17 protein-coding genes are annotated in these 17,020 nt (G+C 67.4%); 11 read left to right on the forward strand and 6 right to left on the reverse strand.

What is annotated here, in order from left to right:
- Positions 1 to 34: 34 nt before the first annotated feature.
- Entirely contained in the window at positions 35 to 676 is a 642-nt protein-coding gene (locus M529_RS25670) for a DUF1109 domain-containing protein (protein ID WP_021316138.1), read from the reverse strand.
- Positions 673 to 1,212: a sigma-70 family RNA polymerase sigma factor gene (locus M529_RS25675; RefSeq protein WP_021316139.1), complete on the reverse strand. Its 540-nt coding sequence runs from the start codon at positions 1,210 to 1,212 to the stop codon at positions 673 to 675. The genes M529_RS25670 and M529_RS25675 overlap by 4 nt, the downstream gene beginning before the upstream one ends.
- 163 nt (positions 1,213 to 1,375) lie before the next feature.
- On the opposite strand from M529_RS25675, the gene M529_RS25680 reads away from it, so the two are divergent.
- Both M529_RS25680 and M529_RS25685 read left to right on the forward strand, forming a co-directional pair.
- Positions 1,376 to 1,642 (forward strand): BufA1 family periplasmic bufferin-type metallophore, encoded by a 267-nt coding sequence (locus M529_RS25680; RefSeq protein WP_021316140.1) that lies wholly within the window; start codon positions 1,376 to 1,378, stop codon positions 1,640 to 1,642.
- A 74-nt stretch (positions 1,643 to 1,716) separates the two neighbouring features.
- Positions 1,717 to 2,154 carry a DoxX family protein gene (locus M529_RS25685; protein WP_021316141.1) on the forward strand — a complete coding sequence of 146 codons (438 nt, stop codon included), beginning with the start codon at positions 1,717 to 1,719 and terminating at the stop codon, positions 2,152 to 2,154.
- A gap of 27 nt (positions 2,155 to 2,181) precedes the next feature.
- On the opposite strand, the gene M529_RS25690 is transcribed toward M529_RS25685, so the two are convergent.
- Positions 2,182 to 3,630: a CehA/McbA family metallohydrolase gene (locus M529_RS25690; protein ID WP_021316142.1), complete on the reverse strand. Its 1,449-nt coding sequence runs from the start codon at positions 3,628 to 3,630 to the stop codon at positions 2,182 to 2,184.
- A complete protein-coding gene (locus tag M529_RS25695; protein WP_021316143.1) occupies positions 3,630 to 6,122 on the reverse strand; it encodes a TonB-dependent receptor in 2,493 nt (830 codons plus the stop codon). Before M529_RS25695 ends, M529_RS25690 begins: the two co-directional genes overlap by 1 nt.
- 227 nt (positions 6,123 to 6,349) lie before the next feature.
- Here M529_RS25695 and M529_RS25700 point away from each other — a divergent pair, with 227 nt between their 5' ends.
- The 6 genes from M529_RS25700 (at position 6,350) to M529_RS25725 (ending at position 11,041) form a co-directional block, all read left to right on the forward strand.
- Positions 6,350 to 6,940 carry an anthranilate synthase component II gene (locus tag M529_RS25700; protein WP_021316144.1) on the forward strand — a complete coding sequence of 197 codons (591 nt, stop codon included), beginning with the start codon at positions 6,350 to 6,352 and terminating at the stop codon, positions 6,938 to 6,940.
- Between the two features lie 3 nt (positions 6,941 to 6,943).
- A complete protein-coding gene (locus tag M529_RS25705; RefSeq protein ID WP_021316145.1) occupies positions 6,944 to 7,534 on the forward strand; it encodes a hypothetical protein in 591 nt (196 codons plus the stop codon).
- 81 nt (positions 7,535 to 7,615) lie between these two features.
- Positions 7,616 to 8,608 carry an anthranilate phosphoribosyltransferase gene (gene trpD, locus M529_RS25710; protein ID WP_021316146.1) on the forward strand — a complete coding sequence of 331 codons (993 nt, stop codon included), beginning with the start codon at positions 7,616 to 7,618 and terminating at the stop codon, positions 8,606 to 8,608.
- The gene (gene trpC / locus M529_RS25715) at positions 8,605 to 9,396 is read left to right on the forward strand and encodes an indole-3-glycerol phosphate synthase TrpC (protein ID WP_021316147.1); all 792 of its coding nucleotides are present in this window, start codon (positions 8,605 to 8,607) and stop codon (positions 9,394 to 9,396) included. The genes trpD and trpC overlap by 4 nt, the downstream gene beginning before the upstream one ends.
- Entirely contained in the window at positions 9,393 to 9,863 is a 471-nt protein-coding gene (gene moaC, locus M529_RS25720; RefSeq protein ID WP_021316148.1) for a cyclic pyranopterin monophosphate synthase MoaC, read from the forward strand. Before trpC ends, moaC begins: the two co-directional genes overlap by 4 nt.
- Positions 9,860 to 11,041, forward strand: a complete 1,182-nt coding sequence (locus M529_RS25725) for a molybdopterin molybdotransferase MoeA (protein ID WP_021316149.1) — start codon at positions 9,860 to 9,862, stop codon at positions 11,039 to 11,041. Before moaC ends, M529_RS25725 begins: the two co-directional genes overlap by 4 nt.
- A 49-nt stretch (positions 11,042 to 11,090) precedes the next feature.
- Here M529_RS25725 and M529_RS49950 read toward each other — a convergent pair whose 3' ends face one another.
- Positions 11,091 to 11,246: a hypothetical protein gene (locus M529_RS49950; protein ID WP_021316150.1), complete on the reverse strand. Its 156-nt coding sequence runs from the start codon at positions 11,244 to 11,246 to the stop codon at positions 11,091 to 11,093.
- 151 nt (positions 11,247 to 11,397) lie between these two features.
- Here M529_RS49950 and lexA point away from each other — a divergent pair, with 151 nt between their 5' ends.
- Entirely contained in the window at positions 11,398 to 12,069 is a 672-nt protein-coding gene (lexA, locus tag M529_RS25730) for a transcriptional repressor LexA (RefSeq protein WP_021316151.1), read from the forward strand.
- On the opposite strand, the gene M529_RS25735 is transcribed toward lexA, so the two are convergent.
- A complete protein-coding gene (locus tag M529_RS25735) occupies positions 12,060 to 14,210 on the reverse strand; it encodes a ComEC/Rec2 family competence protein (protein WP_084490743.1) in 2,151 nt (716 codons plus the stop codon). The two genes, lexA and M529_RS25735, sit on opposite strands and share 10 nt — an antisense overlap.
- A gap of 36 nt (positions 14,211 to 14,246) precedes the next feature.
- Between M529_RS25735 and gltX the strand changes: the two genes are divergently transcribed.
- The gene (gene gltX / locus M529_RS25740; protein ID WP_031294007.1) at positions 14,247 to 15,707 is read left to right on the forward strand and encodes a glutamate--tRNA ligase; all 1,461 of its coding nucleotides are present in this window, start codon (positions 14,247 to 14,249) and stop codon (positions 15,705 to 15,707) included.
- Between the two features lie 10 nt (positions 15,708 to 15,717).
- Positions 15,718 to 17,004, forward strand: a complete 1,287-nt coding sequence (locus tag M529_RS25745; RefSeq protein WP_021316154.1) for a citrate synthase — start codon at positions 15,718 to 15,720, stop codon at positions 17,002 to 17,004.
- Positions 17,005 to 17,020: the final 16 nt, after the last annotated feature.

A 17,020-nucleotide genomic window follows, 5' to 3' on the forward strand; every position in this document is an offset into this window, starting at 1 on the left:
CTTCGGTCCACGACAGACGATGGTTACACGCCCCTTACCAGCGCAGCAGCCGAGGACCGATCAGCGCGCCCAGCAGCGCCGCGAGCGCGATGCCCAGCGTGTACCAGGTCAGCACGAAGATCGCGGTGACTTCCGGGCAGTGCAGGCAATAGAGCGTCGCAGACCATGCCCCGGCGGTGAGGCCTGCCGTTGCTCCTGCCGCCCGCAATCGGGTCGGGGCGAGCCTGCGGAACGACCAGAGCAGCCCGCCGAAGATCGGCAGCGACAGGAGGAACACGATCGACGAGCACACATCCCAGCTATGCCCGAGCCACATCGGCAGCCACTGCGCCACTGGCGCACGCGCCAGTTCGACGCCGCAGATCGCCGCCAGTCCGATCACCGGGACTGCCATGACCCACAGCCAGTGCATCGGCCGCGCATCGGGACGCGAGAGCTGCACCGTGGCAGCGATCGCGCAAAGCGAAAGCGAGCCCGTATAGGCCCATTTCATCCAGAAGGAGAAGCCGTGCATGGCGAGTGACAGATCGGGGCGGAAACCCAGGCCCGATGCGATCATTGCGACGGTGACGATGCTGCCGAACAGCAAACCTATCAGAAGGCGCCAACGCACGGCATGGCGCGGGACGGGCGGAACGGACTGGCTGAGCCTGTCGATGAGCTGGTCTGTATTCATCTGAAGTCGTTTCTGATCCGTTGGGCGAGCGCCTTGAGGCCACGGTGCACCGACACCTTGACGTCGGACTCGCCGATATTGTCCCGCACCGCCGCTTCCGCGACGCTCAGGCCCTCGATGCGGGTGGCGCGAATGGCGCGCGCCTGCTTGGCCGGCAGCGTGTCGAGCAGCCGTTCGACGTCCAGAAACGCGCCGGTCGCATCCTCGAACCCTTCGGCAACCAGAATCTCGTCCAGCCCCTCGATCGGGCACAGCCGGCCACTGCGGCGGAACTGGTCGATCATCTTGTATCGGGCGATGGCGTAGAGCCAGCCCGTGAAGGGACGCTCCCGGTCATAGGTGGCCCGGCGTTCATGCACGGCAATCAGCGTCTCCTGCACCAGATCCTCGATCGCATCGTCCTGGGCGCGCATGCGTCGGCGATAGAAGGCGCGCAGCAACGGCACGAGCGCGCGCAGCAGCGCGGCGTGGTCGGCGGCATGACCGCCCAGCCCGCCGATCATCCATGATCTCAACTGGTCTTCGCTTGCCCGCATGCGTACTCCTGCATGCCATTCGCTGCTCGGGGCGAAAGGTTACACGCACCGGCCGAAAAAAATCCTGCGCTGTTTCGTAACCGCTGACGGAGTTTTTCCGAAATGGTCGGCAGCCGCGGTTCATGCCGCTGGCGATGCAATCCCTGTATCACGGAGAAGAGACATGAAGCTTTCCCACGCGGCCTTTGCCGCCACCGTCGCGCTCGGCCTGGCCGCCGGCGCCGCCCAGGCACAGGAAAAGCCCAAGATGGAGAAATGCTACGGCGTTGCGCGCGCCGGGCAGAACGACTGCAAGGCCGGCGCCGGGACCAGCTGCGCGGGCACGTCCAAGGTCGACTATCAGGGCAACGCCTGGAAGCTGGTCAAGGCCGGCACCTGCACCAGCATCAAGACCCCCAAGGGCAACGGCTCGCTGACCGAGAAGAGCTGATGCCCTGCCGACCCGGGCGGCCGCCCCCGCCGCCCGGGTCGTTCCATCTCATTCCCACCCTAGAGGAGCCGACCATGCCCTCCCTTCCGGCCCTTTACGATCGAACCTGCGGCATCGCCGCGCGCCTGCTGCCCTGCGATCTCCTGCTGTTCGTCCAGCGCCTCGGCATCGCATCCGTCTTCTTCCTGTCGGGAAGGACGAAGGTGGAAGGCTGGTTCACCCTCACGCCCAGTACGTTCGAGCTGTTCGGCAGCGAATATGCGCTCCCCTTGATTCCCCCGGTACCCGCCGCCTATGCCGCGACCATTTCGGAACATCTCTTCCCCATCCTGCTGGTGCTGGGCCTCGCCACCCGCTTCTCGGCGCTGGCGCTGCTCGGCATGACTACGGTCATAGAGATTTTCGTCTACCCCGATGCATGGCCCACCCACCTCTCCTGGGCAGGACTGCTCCTGCCCCTCATCGCCTTAGGCGGCGGAAAATGGTCGCTCGACCGGCTCCTGCGTCCGTGAGCCCAAGGCAGCGTGACCGGACCGCCCCTATTTGCATGTCACATAGACCGGATTGCCGATCAGCAGCAGCCGGCCCTCGGACGAGCCCACATTGACACTGATCCAGCCGCAGGCAGTGCCGCGCGGCAGAGCGAACTCCGCCTCCCCGCTGCCCAGCTCGCGGCGCTCGCGCTCTTCGCCCCGCACGATCAGGCGCAGCGTGCCGGCGGTCACACCCTGAACCCTCGCCTGCACGCGCACCACGCCGGCCGCGCGCAGGCTCTCGCCCATGGCGGCGGTCGCCTTGTCCGAGGAAGCGGTCACCTCCAACAGCCGGTCACGCGTCCCTTCCACGTCAATGAAGACATTTCCGGCGCGGATGCCGTCCACGATCCCCGCCTGCGACAGCTCGCGGGCATGGACCACGGTCGTAGGGCGCCCGATCGGCGCCTTGTCGGGGCCAGCCGTCGCGTCGTGATTGTCGCTGCCGCCGATCCCGGCGAGCCGCTTGCCCTCATTGAGCCGCGCATACCAGTAGCCCAGGCCCGACAGCGGCCCTTCGGCATTGAAACCGTTCACCACCTCGATCGCGCTCACCTTGCTCCAGTCGGTGTCGGGCCAGGTCCAGCCGCACCCCATGCATATCTCGCCCGAAGGGTGAGACGGATGGTTGATCGACAGGATCGCGCCCGCCTTCTGGACCGCAGCCTCCACCGCGCCGATGGTCGGGACGCCTGGCGTGCCGACGCGGAAATCGACCCAGCGCGCCGGCCCGAAGATATTGGCATGGCCGTGGAAGGTCGTGATCTCCGTCCCCGGGATCAGCAGCATCCGATCGAAGGCGGGCTGCAGTTCGCGCAGTCCCCCGAAATGGGACACCGTGTTGTGGTCGGTCACCGCGATGAAGTCGAGCCCGCGCCCGGCCGCCGCCTCCACCGTGCGGTAGAGCGGGCAAGGCACGCGCTTGCCGCTCTGGCTGGCGCAGCCGCCGTCCGAATGCGCGTCGTGCATGTGCAGGTCGCCGCGATACCATCCCGGTGCGGCCTTGACCGGCGGATCGGCGATCGCGGCGGTGGCGTTCCGCGCCTCGCCCCTGTCGAAGAAGATGTCGAGCCGGTACGCACTGCGGCTGTCCGGCCGGGCATTGGGTACGCCGAACTGCACATGCCATCGACCCGCTGGCAGCGCACCGGGCAGATAGCCGGGCGAGGCGTCGCTTTCGCTCAGCGTGAAGCGGTCGCGTGTCCCGCCGCTCCAGCCGCGGAAGCGCTGCGGGTCGAACACGCCCAGGTCGATGACCGTCTTGTTCTGCCTGTCATAGGTCAGCCGCACGGTGATCCGTTCGACGCCCTCGGGGACGTCGAACGGGATCGCCTTGTAGCTCTGGTTATCCGCCCCGACGATTTCGCCGCTGACGGTCCGGTCGGGCTCCTCCGCAAGGGCGGGAACGGAAAGACAGGCCGCGACCACCGCGGCTAGGAGCCCGATCCGGCGCATCAGAAGGCGAAGTCCACGGCGAAGCGGAGGTTGCGACCCAGGATCGGCCGGCCGATGAACAGCTGATCGTTCGCCTGCCCGCTGGTCAGCTCGCCCGCGCGCGGATTGCCTTCGGTCAGGCCAATCGCGTTGGTGAGGTTGTCGCCATAGGCCCAGAGCGTGATTCGGTCCGTCAGGTTGAAGCGCGCGCTGGCGTTCAGCACCGTGTAGGACGGCAGCTTCTGCGTGTTAGCCGCGTCGGCATAGCGCTTGCTGTAATATTCGACGTCCATCTGCGCCCGGAAGCGGCCGTCCAGCAGGGTCACCGCCGGGGTGGCGCGCAAGGCGAGCTTGGGCACGCGCAGCAACTGGTTGCCCGAATAGTCACGCGGCACCAGCGTGCCGCCGCTATTCTCGTTATAGCGCAGGTTGCGGAAGGTCGGATCCTGGACCGTCGCCTGCAGGGTGAAGTCGAACCAGGGGGCCGGCCGCACCGTGCCTTCAAACTCGACGCCATAGGCCCGCGTGTCGGTATAGACCGTCTGCTGGATCACGCCAGTCGCGGGCGGCGGCGCGAACACGAAATTGCCGATCGAATAGGCATCGAAGTCGGTGAGGAAGGCAGTCGCATAGAGCGTCACCACCGGCGAGGCATATTTCAGGCCTGCTTCCCACATCTCGATGCCCTGGGTGCGGGGCACGGCCGTGGCGCTGGTGATGAAGCTGCCCACGCTCGGCAGGCGGAAGGCGGAGGTATAGCGGGCGAAGGCGCCCGCATTGGGCATGAACTGCCAGTCGGCGCCCAGTGTCCAGCCCAGCTTGTCGAAGCTGCGGTCGAAGGGCGTGAACACGCCGTTGCCGGTCAGCACCTGATCGTCCGCCAGGGTGGTGGCATCACCCAGATTGACGGTCCTGGACCCCTCCTGCGATCCTTCGGTCTTCACCTTCTCCCAGCGGACACCGCCGTCGATGCGGAACTGGTCGGTGATCTGCCATTCGTCGGAGGCATAGAGGGCGAACGTGTCCTGCGTGCCCGACCCATTGGCGAATTCGGAGCCGTAGCGGATCACGCCGTTCTGCGTCAGGGCGCCGACCACCTTGCCGCTGGCATCCACCGCGAACAGGTCCAGCAGGCGCGAATTGCCCGACACGTCCTGCAGGGTGGAGGCGGAATAGCGGCCGAAGCTTTCCTTGATATGGGCGTAGTAGAAGCCCAGCGCGAAGTCGTGGCGTCCGGCCAGGTCGAACTGATGGGCGAGGCGCAGGTCGTCCAGGAACTCGCTTTCGTCGACCGTCACCGGGCGCGCCTGGTTGATGAAGACGTCGCCATTGCCGTTCTGGTTCGCGACGTCGAAGGCCTCGCCGGTGTCAACGTAGCGAAGCTGCACCGCCGTCGCGCCGGGGAAGGCGGCGAGCAGCGACGCACGGTTGCTGCTCAGGAACGAGGCCGCGGTGCTGACCGACGAGGGATAGACGCCGTTGCGCACCGTGTTCGAGTCGCGGTAGCGCGCCTTGTTGCTCAGCTTCCAGCCCTCGGCGAACTCCCAGTCGGCCATGGCGGAATATTGGTTGAGCCGGATGCGCGTGCCGTCCGTATTGTTGAAGCGCAGCGGGCCGTTGGCGCTGCGCAGCGTCATGAAGGCGGTGGAGCGGCTGGCGGTGGTGTCGTAATGCGGGTCGAAGCCCGGCAGGCCGACGATGTCGCCATCGCTGTCCTTGGTCAGCGGGATGCCGGTGTAGAAGATCGCATTGTCGGCCAGTCGCTTGTAGCTGAAACTGATGCTGCCCTTGTCGAAGGTCTTGGCGATGTCGGCGCGGATTTGCCCGCCTTTGTTGCCTGTATAGCCCGGATCGCGCACGCCCTGCTCGTTGCGATAGAAGCCGCCGATGCCCAGCGTCCAGCCGTCGGCGATCGGCGTGCCGACCCACCCGTCGAAGCGGTAGAGATCGGCGGTCGGACCATAGAGGATGCGGCCGTTGCCGGTCAGCGCGTCGCCCGCCTTGCGGGTGATATAGTTGACGACGCCGCCCGGCGCGTTGGAATAGAAGATCGACGACGGACCGCCGCGCACCACTTCGATATGGTCGATCGACTCGTCGAGGCGGAAGGCCTGGTCCGCGTTAAGATAGCCCAGCGCCGGGTCATGCTGGACCGGAAGGCCATCCTCCAGCAGGTTGATCGATCCGAAGCCGTCGACCGGGATGCCGCGCGCGCGGACGTTGCCGCTGCCCTCGCCGCCTGACGCCTCCACCCAGAAGCCGGGCACCGATTTCAGCGTCTCGGTGACGCTGGATGGCGCGCGCGATCGGATGACGTCGTTCGACAGGGTCGTCACCGCATAGCTGGTGTCCACTTTCCTGCGATCGCCCGCGCCGGCGCGGCCGGTGACGATGATGTCGCTGGCCTCCGGCTCTGCTGCAGGCGCGGCCATGTCCTGCGCCATGGCAGGCAGGCTGGTCGAACCGAGAAGCGCGGTGACGCCGGCACCGACGAGCGCCTTGCGGATGGTCATGAGAAATCCCCTTTGCGTTGCAGCATATTTTGCTGCGGCGCGCTCTAGGGAGGCTGCATTGCATTATGGTGGCGCAGCGATGACAGTCGCGTGACCAGCGAATAAGGATCGCTAGGCCGTTCCAAATATCTGATAATATTGAAACTTGGCCCACCGGATAGCACCTGCCGCTCATGGCGGGGCCGGCCGCCCTTTCCCCCGCCCCGATCCCGCGCTAAAGCCGGTCCATGATCCTCGTCATCGACAATTACGACAGCTTCACCTGGAACCTGGTCCATTACCTCATGGAGCTGGGCGCACAGGTGGAAGTGGTGCGCAACGACGCCATCTCGGCGGGACAGGCCCTGTCGACCGGGGCCAAGGCCTTCCTGCTCTCGCCCGGCCCGTGTACCCCCAATGAGGCGGGCGTCAGCCTGGACCTGGTCGCCGCCTGCGCGGACGCCGGCGCACCGCTGCTCGGCGTATGCCTCGGCCACCAGGCGATCGGCCAGCATTTCGGTGGAAAGGTTGTCCGTGGCGGCCTGATGCATGGCAAGACATCGCCGGTCGCGCATGACGGCACGGGGCTGTTTAAGGGGCTGCCCTCGCCCTTCATCGCCACCCGCTATCATTCGCTGATCGTGGAGGACATTCCGGCCGACCTGATCGTGAACGCGACCAGCGAGGACGGGTCGGTGATGGCCTTCCGCCATGCCAGGCTGCCGATCCATTCGGTCCAGTTCCACCCGGAAAGCATCGCCACCGAACATGGTCACGCCATGCTGGCGAACTTCCTGCGCATCGCCGGCCTCCCGGTGCGGGAACGGGAGACGGCGTGATCGATGCGGTATGATGCGATCCTCCCTTCGGTCGTCAAAGGGTTCGGTTCGTTGATCGCATCGCTGATACTGGTCGGCACACTGTTCATGCCGGCCGCGTCCCTGGCTGCCCCTCCTCCCGTGGAGGGCACCCTCTCGGTCGAAGCGAGCCGTGCCGGCGGCGGTCAGGACGCCTCGTCCGACCAGTTCCGCGACGCCGCAGCCAGCGCCTTGTCGGCAAAAGGGTTCACCCTTCTGGATGGTGCAGATCACGCAGCCTATCGGATGGAGCTCCTATTCAGCGTCTCGGAGGTCGGGACCGGCAGCGCGCGCGCGACGGCCGGCAGTGCGAACGCCACGTCCGGCGGGGTCGCCGGCGCCGTCGGGTCAGTGGTCAAAGTCCCCTTGCCCTCCCGCAAGACCCATGCCGTCGCACTCGAGAAGACGCAGCTGGAAATGAGGTTGCGGAAACGAGGCGAGGAAGAGGTGATCTGGCGCGGGACCGCCGTGACGGTCCGCCCGGCCGACACGCAGGGCAGCACGGCAGCGGATCTGTGCAACGCCCTAATCCGGGCATATCCCTTCCAATCGGACGACGTCATAGGCGTACCATAGAAACGGCCTCCGTCGAAACGGCCGGCGCTTTCCATTCCCAACCCTCGACTCAGGCCCCGTCCCGGGACTAAGGCAGCGCCGATGACCCGCCTGCCAGACCCTTCCCAGCCGCTGTCCCCGGACGAGGCCGCCCGCGCCTTCGACCTGCTGTTCGACGCCGACCTGGCCGAGGCCGACATTGCCGCCTTCCTCGTCGCGATGGCGCAGCGCGGGGAAAGCGCGATCGAGATCGCCGCCGCCGCCCGCGCCATGCGGGCGCGGATGATCCCCGTCGTTGCGCCGAAGGGCGCCATCGACGTCTGCGGCACAGGCGGCGACGGCCACCATACACTCAACGTCTCGACCGCCGTCAGCCTGGTGGTCGCCGCGGCCGGCGTCCCCGTCGCCAAGCACGGCAACCGCGCCGCATCATCCAAGGCGGGCGCAGCCGACACGCTCGAAGCGCTGGGGCTCGACCTCGACCGCGCGGCGGAGACAGCGGAGGAAACGCTCGCGGACCTCGGCATCTGCTTCCTCTTTGCGCAGAAGCATCATCCGGCGCTCAGGCGCCTCGGCCCGATCCGCAAAGCGATCGGCCAGCGGACCATCTTCAACCTGATGGGGCCGCTCGCCAATCCCGCCCATGTCCGTCACCAGCTCGTCGGCATTGCCCGGCCAGCCTATGTCCCAATCTATGCGGAAGCGATCGCCGACCTGGGCGTGGACCGGGCGATGATCGTCTCGGGCGACGAGGGACTTGACGAACTGTCCCTGGCGGGCGGCAACGACGTGGCGGAGGTGCACGGTCACGGCCTGGTCGCCATGCGCCGCCTGACCGCCGCTGAACTGGGCCTTGCCACCCATCCGGTCGACGCGATCCGCGGCGGTGACCCCGCGCATAATGCCGCCGCCCTGCGCGCACTGCTGCAGGGCGAGCCGGGACCCTATCGCGACGCCGTGTTGCTGAACGCCGCCGCCGCGCTCGTCGTGGCTGACGCCGCACCCGATCTCCCCCACGGCGTCGAGCAGGCGGCGGAAACCATCGACGCCGGCCTTGCCAACGCGCTGCTCAATTGCTGGATTGCCTACAGATGACCAACAAGCTGATCGAGATCTGCGACACCAAACGCGAGGAAGTCGCCCGCCGCCGGGCCGCCACGACCGTCGCCACCCTGCACGCCCGCGCCGCCGAGCGGACGCCCCCGCGCGGGTTCCGCCGGGCGCTGGACAATGCCGCCCGCACCGGCTTCGGCCTGATCGCGGAGGTCAAGAAGGCGAGCCCATCCAAGGGCCTGATCCGCGCGGACTTCGATCCGCCGGCCCATGCCGCCGCTTATGCCGCCGCCGGCGCCGCCTGCCTGTCCGTGCTGACCGACGAACCCTATTTCCAGGGGCATGACGATTATCTGGTGGCGGCAAGAGCGGCCTGCACGCTGCCGGTGCTGCGCAAGGATTTCATGGTCGATCCCTGGCAGGTGCTGGAAAGCCGGTCGCTCGGCGCCGACGCGATCCTGATCATCGTCGCCGCGCTGGACGACGGGCAGATGGCGGAAATCGAGGACGCGGCCCTGGGCCTCGGCATGGATGCGCTGGTCGAAGTGCATGACGAGGCCGAATTGGAGCGCGCCCTGAAGCTCCGGTCGCGTCTCATCGGCGTCAACAACCGCGACCTGCGCGACTTCACGGTCGATTTCGCCCGGACCTATGAACTGGTCGGCCGCGCGCCGGAGGGCTGCACCTTCGTCGCAGAAAGCGGCCTCGGCAGCCATGCGGACCTTCTCGCCATGGCGGACCATGGAGTACGCTGCTTCCTGGTCGGCGAATCCCTGATGCGCCAGCCGGATGTCGAGGCAGCCACCCGGGCATTGCTGGTCGGCGCATGAGCGGCCTCACCCATCTGGACGAGGATGGCGCCGCGCGGATGGTCGACGTCTCGGCGAAGGCGGTGACGGCGCGAGAGGCGGTCGCCACCGGTCACATCACCATGTCCGGGCAGGCGGCACAGGCAATCGCGCAGGGTCTGGTCAAGAAGGGCGACGTGCTGGCCGTGGCGCGCGTGGCCGGCATCATGGCGGCCAAGCGCACCGCCGATCTCATCCCGCTCTGCCACCCGATCGCGCTCAGCGCCGTAACGGTCGACTTCGATCTGGCCGACGACGGCGTGACCGTCACCGCCACCGCCCGCACCGCAGGACAGACCGGCGTGGAGATGGAAGCGCTCACCGCCGCCTCCGTCGCGCTGCTGACCGTCTATGACATGGCCAAGGCGCTGGACAAGGCGATGGTGATCGGCGGCGTGCGCCTGCTCGCCAAGACCGGCGGCAAGTCCGGCGACTGGCGCGTCCCGTGAACTTGCTGCCCGTCGCGGAGGCGCAGGCACGGCTGCTCGCGATTGCAGCGCCCATGCCGGCCCAGGACATCCCGGTGGCGCAGGCGGCGGGCCGCTGGCTGGCGCGTGACGTCGTGGCGCTGCGCGACCAGCCCTGGGCGGACCTTTCCGCCATGGACGGTTATGCGGTGCGCGCCGCCGAATGGCCCGGCCCCTGGCGCGTGACCGCCGCCAGCGCGGCCGGAGGAACGCCGCCGCCGCCTCTTCCCCTCGGCGAGGCCTGCCGCATCTTCACCGGCGCGCCCTTGCCGCCCGGCGCCGACGCCATCCTGATCCAGGAAAATGCAGGTGTAGAAGACGACGCCCTTCGCAGCGGCGCCGATCCGCTCCAACCTGGCCGCCATGTCCGGCCGGCCGCGTCGGACTTTCGTCAGGGCCAGCGCCTGCTGGCCGCTGGCACCCGTCTCGGTGCGGCGCAGCTCTCGCTCGCGGTCCTCGGCGGGCATGGCACCCTGCCTGTCGGCGGCCGCCCGAAAGTGGCGGTCCTCTCGACCGGCGACGAACTCGTCCCCCCCGGCGCGCCCGTTCCGCCGGGCAGCCTTCCATCCTCCAACGCGCCGATGCTCGCCGCCCTGCTGGCGGCGCTGCCTTGCGAAGTAATAGACCTGGGCATCGTGCGGGATAACCTTGGTGCGATGACCGACGCCTTCCGGCGCGCAAGCGAGGCCGACATCATCGTCTCTACCGGCGGCGCGTCGGTCGGCGACCACGACCTCGTTCGCCCGGCCTTCGCCGCCGCGGGCGGATCGCTCGACTTCTGGAAGATCCGCATGCGCCCGGGCAAGCCGCTGATGGCGGGGACGCTCGGTTCCACGACCTTCCTCGGCCTGCCCGGCAATCCGGTCTCGGCCTTCGTGACGGGCATCCTCTTCCTTCTGCCGCTGGTCCGCCACATGGCCGGATCGGCCTCGCCCCTGCCCGCCGTCCGCCAAGCCACGCTGGCATCGCCGCTTCCCGCCACCGGCGAGCGTGACGATTATCTGCGCGCCTATCACAGCGACGCCGGCGTGGTCTCGGTCACCGCGCAGGACAGTGCTGCGACAGCGGCGATGGCGATGGCCGACTGCCTGATCCTGCGGCCCGCAGGCTCACCTGTCGCCGTGGCTGGCGATCCTGTGACCATCCTTCCTATCCCATGAAAAAAGGGGCCGCGACGCGGCCCCTTCTCTCGCTTCCAGTTTCAGGAAATCAGCGCTGCTGCTTGCCCGGCGCCTGGTCCTGACGGCGCTCGTCGCCCATCTGACCCTGCTTGTTCTCCTGCTGCTGCTGGCGATCGCCCTGCTGGTTGCGGTCGCCCTGCTGGTCGCGGCGCTGGTCGTTGCCCTGATTGTTCTGGTTTGCCATATCACTCTCCTATTCGCCTCCATGAGGAAGGCAGGATAGAAACGAGCCGCAGCGGGCGGCGTTCCCACCGTTACGGACCTGCACCCATCGCTTGACTTGTCTTGCTCCGTTTCCTATGCGTTCTCTCTCCGTTCCAGAGAGGACCGCAGGCATGTTGACGCCCAAACAGCAGGAGCTGCTCAGCTTCATCCAGACCCGGCTTGAGGACGACGGTGTCTCGCCGTCCTTCGAGGAGATGAAGGACGCGCTCGACCTGCGATCCAAATCCGGCATCCATCGCCTGATCAACGCGCTGGAAGAACGCGGCTTCATCCGTCGCCTGCCCAACCGCGCCCGCGCGCTCGAAGTGCTGAAGCTGCCCGAGGCGATGCACAAGCCCCTCAAGGCAGCGGCGCCCGCCGCCCCCAAGCCGGCCGCGCCGATCCCGATCGCCGCCAATGACGTGATCGAAATTCCGCTGCACGGCCGGATCGCGGCCGGCGTCCCGATCGAGGCTCTGGAAGGCCAGGCGATGCTGTCCGTCCCCGCCGCCCTGCTGGGATCGGGCGACCATTATGCGCTGGAAGTGGCCGGCGATTCCATGGTGGAGGCAGGCATACTCGACGGCGACTTCGCGCTGATCCAGCGCACGGAGGTCGCGCGCGAAGGCCAGATCGTCGTCGCGCTGATCGACGATACCGAAGCGACGCTCAAATATTTCCGGCGCGAAGGACCGAAGGTCCGGCTCGATCCCGCCAACAGCGCCTATGAACCGCAGATCTATGATCCGCGTCAGGTCCGCATCCAGGGCAAGCTGGCTGGCCTGCTGCGCCGCTACAACTGACGGGGGCGGCTGGGATAGCGGCCCCGCCGTGACCGCTGCGCAGGAATCCAGGGGTGCCGATCGCCGGGGCGCAGCACGGTGCGAACCGTGCCGCTCTCCAGGTCGATCGCCAAACCGCCCGTCCGCGCCAGCAGGCGGCCGTCGGCCCTGAACCAGCGCGGGCGGCACCAGAAGGGCAGGCGCCGGTCGCTTACGACGATATCGGCCTGGGCGCAGGCCGGCTCCAGCGCGGGCCGATCGACCAGCATCGCGCTGCGGGTCGCCAGCAACTGCCAATCGCCCCGACCTGATCGCAGCCGGACAGCGCACAGATCGGTCGAACATCGCGCACCCGGCAGCGTAGCGATCGCAGCAAGGTCGCCGTCATGGCCCGCGCTCTCCGATAGCGTGTCGCGGACATAATCGCCCGCCCGGTCGCGCAGGATCGCCATGCCGCCGCCCGGCGTCCGCACCGCCACATGACGCCCATCCCCCGTCACCAGTATCTCGGGCGGCGATGCTGTCAGGATCAGCCCCATTCCGACCGTTACCGGCAACAATCCCAGCCAGCGCCAGCGCGTCCGCCAGAGCAGGCCCCACAGGCCGCCCAGCACTATCAGCGTGAAGACGCCACCCGAATGGGCCGGCGCCATGACCACCGCCATGGGACTGGCGGCCACGCCATGCGCGATCATCAGCAGCAGGTCTAGGGCATGGCCGACCAGCCACCAGAAGGGCGCGCCCAGCCCCACGATGTCGAGGAGCAGGGCGACCGCCTCCAGCGGCATCACGACAAAGGTCGTCAGCGGAATGGCCAGCAGGTTGGCGAAGGCGCCCAGCATCCCCGCCTGGTGGAAGTGGAACAGGGCGATGGGCGCGAGCACCAGTTCGACTGCAGCGCCGGTCGCCAGTGCGGCAACGCCCGCACGGACCCCCTTGCGCCACACCGCCTCGTCCCGCGCCGCCGTCGAGGACCGGAAACGCCTATGCTCGGCCAGCGCCACGATCGCGATCACGGCGGCGAAGCTCATCTGGAAACTCGGCCCCACCAGCGCCTCGGGCCAGACCAGCAGCACCACCAGCGCCCCTGCCGCCACCAGCCGCAGCGTGATCGCGTCCCGCTCCATGGCAAGCCCGCCCAGCACCAGCAGCGCCGCCACGCAGGATCGCACCGTCGGCACCTCCGCACCTGTCAGCAGGGTGTAGCCGATGCCCGCCAGCGCTCCACCCGCCGCGGCGATCAGCATCAGCGGCCAATGCAGCGCCGCCCATCTGTTGAGCGCCATCAGCTTCAGCAGCAGGAAGATTACCGCGCCGATCAGCGCCGTCACATGGAGCCCGCTGATCGACAGCAGGTGCGCCAGCCCGCTGCGCCGCATCGCCTCTGCATCCGCCTCGCTGATCGCGCCCTGGTCTCCGGTGGCAAAGGCCGCGGCGATGCCTGCACCATGTCCATCGACGCGGTGCAGGATATGATCGAACAGGCGTGCGCGCAGCGTCGGCCCCGATTTCGCCGCACGCAGCACCGTCACCGGCGCCAGCGCCCGCCCGGTCGCCCCGATCCCCAGGAAATAGGCCCGCTGCGCGAAATCATACCCTCCCGGCACGGCCGGCGGCGCGGGTGGCATCAACCGCGCGCGAAACTGCACCAGCGCACCACGCCCCAGCCCCTCCGGCACATGGCCCTCGTCCAGATTCACGCGGACACGCTTGGGCAGATCCGGCCGCCCTTCGGGCCGCACCAGCAGGCGCACCATCTTCTGCGCCGGCACCGCCTGGACCGCTTCCACTTCCGCCGCCATCTCGGCGAAAACCGGCCGTGCCAGCGGCGGCGTACCCGACCATGCAGCCTTGCCCCACACCAGCAGGCATCCCGCGGTCGCCAGCAGGCCGCAGACCAGCAGAAGCTTGCGCAGCCGCATGCCCTCCGGCACCAGGCATGCGCCGCAGGCCAGCGCCAGCATCGCGCAGCAGAAGCTGAGCCATCCGGCCGGATCAGGCAGCGCGAACCACGCCGCGATGCCCGCGCCCAGCGCGACGGGCGCCCAGAGGGCGAGTTGTTCCCGCTCCTCCTCCAACCATGCCTCCACGGCCACCGGGATCGATCGGCCCCATGCCGGGAACCGCCCCAATGGGGAGGTTTGTCGTGGCTCCAAAGCCATGCTAGGGGGCGTCGCATCCATGGTTAGGCAGGGCGAATGTCAGAGAATATTGCGGCGAGTGCAACGGGATTGAAGAAGCAGGTCGTGACCCGATTCGCGCCGTCGCCCACCGGGTTCCTTCATATCGGTGGTGCGCGCACGGCGCTATTCAACTGGCTGTTCGCCCGCCATCATGGCGGCAAGTTCCTGCTCCGCATCGAGGATACCGACCGCGCCCGATCGACCGATGCAGCCGTCGCGGCGATCTTCGACGGCCTCGAATGGCTGGGACTGCTCGGAGACGAGGAGCCGGTGTTCCAGTTCGCCCGCACGCCCCGGCACGCCGAAGTGGCGCACAAGCTGCTCGACCAGGGCCATGCCTATAAATGCTTCGCCACGCCCGAGGAGCTGGCGGAGCTGCGCGAGCAGCAGCGCGCGGCCAAGCTGCCGATGCGCTATGACGGCCGCTGGCGCGATCGCTCCCCCGAAGAGGCGCCGGAAGGCGCGCCCTATGTCATTCGCCTGAAGGCTCCGCGTGAGGGCGAGACCGTTATCGAGGACGCGGTGCAGGGCCGCGTCGTCGTCCAGAATGCGGAACTGGACGACATGATCCTGCTTCGGTCGGACGGCACGCCGACATACATGCTGGCCGTGGTCGTGGATGACAACGACATGGGCGTCACCCACGTCATCCGCGGCGACGATCATCTCAACAACGCCTTCCGGCAGCTCGGCATCATCCGCGCCATGGGATGGGATGAGCCCGTTTACGCCCATATCCCGCTGATCCACGGATCGGACGGCGCGAAGCTGTCAAAACGGCACGGGGCGCTGGGCGTTGACGCCTATCGCGACGAGATGGGAATGCTGCCGGAGGCGGTGATCAACTATCTGCTCCGCCTGGGCTGGGGCCATGGCGACGAGGAGATCATTTCCCGGGACCGCGCGGTCGAACTGTTCGACATCGGCGGCGTCGGTCGCTCGCCCTCGCGCTTCGACATCAAGAAGCTCGAAAATCTCAACGGCCATTATCTGCGGGAGGCCGACGATGCCCGGCTTGCCGCGCTGGTGGCGCCCCGCGTCGCCCAGCGACTGGGGATCGCCCTCCCCGAAGGGGGCGAAGCGCTGCTGACCCAGGCCATGCCCTCGCTCAAGCCGCGTGCCAAGACGCTGGGAGAGATCGCCGAGGGCGCCGAATTCCTGTTCAAGAGCCGTCCGCTCGATTTTGACGAGAAGGCCTCGGCTCTGCTAGACGACTCCGCGCGCGAGCTGCTGGTAAAGACAGCCGACGCTCTCTCTTCCGTCCAATCCTGGACGGTCGAAGCGATCGAAGACGTGATACGCCGCGTGGCGGAGGATGCCAGGCTTGGACTGGGCAAGGTCGCCCAGCCCTTGCGCGCGGCGCTGACCGGTCGCACGGTTTCGCCGGGCATTTTCGATGTCCTTTTCCTTCTGGGAAAGGTGGAGAGCTTGGAACGGCTGACCGATGTAGGGACGCATCAGCCAGCCGGCCATTAAGGAGAAAAACATGTCGGATAAGAATGCCATTCTGACCGTCGGGGGAGAGGCCAGGGAATATGCCATCATGGATGGCTCCGTGGGCCCGCAGGTCATCGACGTCCGCAAGCTGTACGCCAATACGGGCATGTTCACCTATGATCCCGGCTTCACGTCGACGGCGAGCTGCGAATCCGGCCTGACCTATATCGACGGCGACGAAGGCGTCCTGCTCCATCGCGGCTATCCGATCGGCCAGCTCGCCGAACAGTCCAGCTTCATGGAGGTCAGCTACCTGCTGCTGAACGGCGAACTGCCCTCAAAACAGGAACTGGCCGACTTCACCCGCACCATCACGCGCCACACCATGGTGCATGAGCAACTGACCACCTTCTACCGCGGCTTCCGCCGCGACGCGCACCCGATGGCGATCATGTGCGGCGTGGTCGGCGCGCTTTCCGCCTTCTACCACGACTCCACCGACATCAACGATCCGGCCCAGCGCACCATCGCCAGCCACCGGTTGATCGCCAAGATGCCGACGATCGCAGCCATGGCCTACAAATATTCGGTGGGTCAGCCCTTCGTCTATCCGCGCAACGATCTCAGCTACACCGCCAATTTCCTGCGCATGACCTTCTCGGTCCCGGCCGAGGAATATGAGCCCGATCCGGTCATCGTCGATGCGATGGACAAGATCTTCATCCTCCACGCCGACCATGAACAGAACGCTTCGACCTCGACCGTGCGCCTCGCCGGTTCGTCGGGCGCCAACCCCTTCGCCTGCATCGCGGCGGGCATCGCCTGTCTCTGGGGTCCGGCGCATGGCGGCGCGAACGAGGCCGCGCTCAACATGCTCCGCGAGATCGGTACCGTGGACCGCATCCCGGAATACATCGCCCGCGCGAAGAACAAGGACGATCCGTTCCGCCTGATGGGCTTCGGTCACCGCGTCTACAAGAATTACGATCCGCGCGCGACCGTGATGCAGAAGACCGCGAAAGACGTGCTGGAAAAGCTGGGCGTCAACGACCCGGTCTTCGACGTGGCGAAGGAACTGGAGCAGATCGCGCTCAACGATCCCTATTTCATCGAAAAGAAGCTCTACCCGAACGTCGACTTCTATTCGGGCGTGATCCTCTCGGCCATCGGCTTCCCGACCGAGATGTTCACCGTGCTCTTCGCCCTCGCCCGCACCGTGGGCTGGGTCGCGCAGTGGAACGAGATGATTTCCGATCCCGCGCAGAAGATCGGTCGCCCGCGCCAGCTCTACACTGGCCCCGTGCAGCGCGACTACGTCCCGGTCGCCGATCGCTGATCGGCACGACAATGGA

Source organism: Sphingobium ummariense RL-3 (assembly GCF_000447205.1).
GTDB lineage: Bacteria > Pseudomonadota > Alphaproteobacteria > Sphingomonadales > Sphingomonadaceae > Sphingobium > Sphingobium ummariense.

Bases quoted from the DNA above. Each gene is read 5' to 3' on its own strand.
- M529_RS25680 (WP_021316140.1), top strand. From the start codon at position 1,376: ATGAAGCTTTCCCACGCGGCCTTTGCCGCCACCGTCGCGCTCGGCCTG.
- M529_RS25685 (WP_021316141.1), top strand. From the start codon at position 1,717: ATGCCCTCCCTTCCGGCCCTTTACGATCGAACCTGCGGCATCGCCGCG.
- M529_RS25705 (WP_021316145.1), top strand. From the start codon at position 6,944: ATGCGGTATGATGCGATCCTCCCTTCGGTCGTCAAAGGGTTCGGTTCG.
- trpC (WP_021316147.1), top strand. From the start codon at position 8,605: ATGACCAACAAGCTGATCGAGATCTGCGACACCAAACGCGAGGAAGTC.
- M529_RS25675 (WP_021316139.1), bottom strand. From the start codon at position 1,212: ATGCGGGCAAGCGAAGACCAGTTGAGATCATGGATGATCGGCGGGCTG.
- M529_RS25690 (WP_021316142.1), bottom strand. From the start codon at position 3,630: ATGCGCCGGATCGGGCTCCTAGCCGCGGTGGTCGCGGCCTGTCTTTCC.
- M529_RS25700 (WP_021316144.1), top strand. From the start codon at position 6,350: ATGATCCTCGTCATCGACAATTACGACAGCTTCACCTGGAACCTGGTC.
- trpD (WP_021316146.1), top strand. From the start codon at position 7,616: ATGACCCGCCTGCCAGACCCTTCCCAGCCGCTGTCCCCGGACGAGGCC.
- M529_RS25745 (WP_021316154.1), top strand. From the start codon at position 15,718: ATGTCGGATAAGAATGCCATTCTGACCGTCGGGGGAGAGGCCAGGGAA.
- lexA (WP_021316151.1), top strand. From the start codon at position 11,398: ATGTTGACGCCCAAACAGCAGGAGCTGCTCAGCTTCATCCAGACCCGG.
- M529_RS25735 (WP_084490743.1), bottom strand. From the start codon at position 14,210: ATGGCTTTGGAGCCACGACAAACCTCCCCATTGGGGCGGTTCCCGGCA.
- moaC (WP_021316148.1), top strand. From the start codon at position 9,393: ATGAGCGGCCTCACCCATCTGGACGAGGATGGCGCCGCGCGGATGGTC.
- M529_RS25695 (WP_021316143.1), bottom strand. From the start codon at position 6,122: ATGACCATCCGCAAGGCGCTCGTCGGTGCCGGCGTCACCGCGCTTCTC.
- gltX (WP_031294007.1), top strand. From the start codon at position 14,247: ATGTCAGAGAATATTGCGGCGAGTGCAACGGGATTGAAGAAGCAGGTC.
- M529_RS49950 (WP_021316150.1), bottom strand. From the start codon at position 11,246: ATGGCAAACCAGAACAATCAGGGCAACGACCAGCGCCGCGACCAGCAG.
- M529_RS25670 (WP_021316138.1), bottom strand. From the start codon at position 676: ATGAATACAGACCAGCTCATCGACAGGCTCAGCCAGTCCGTTCCGCCC.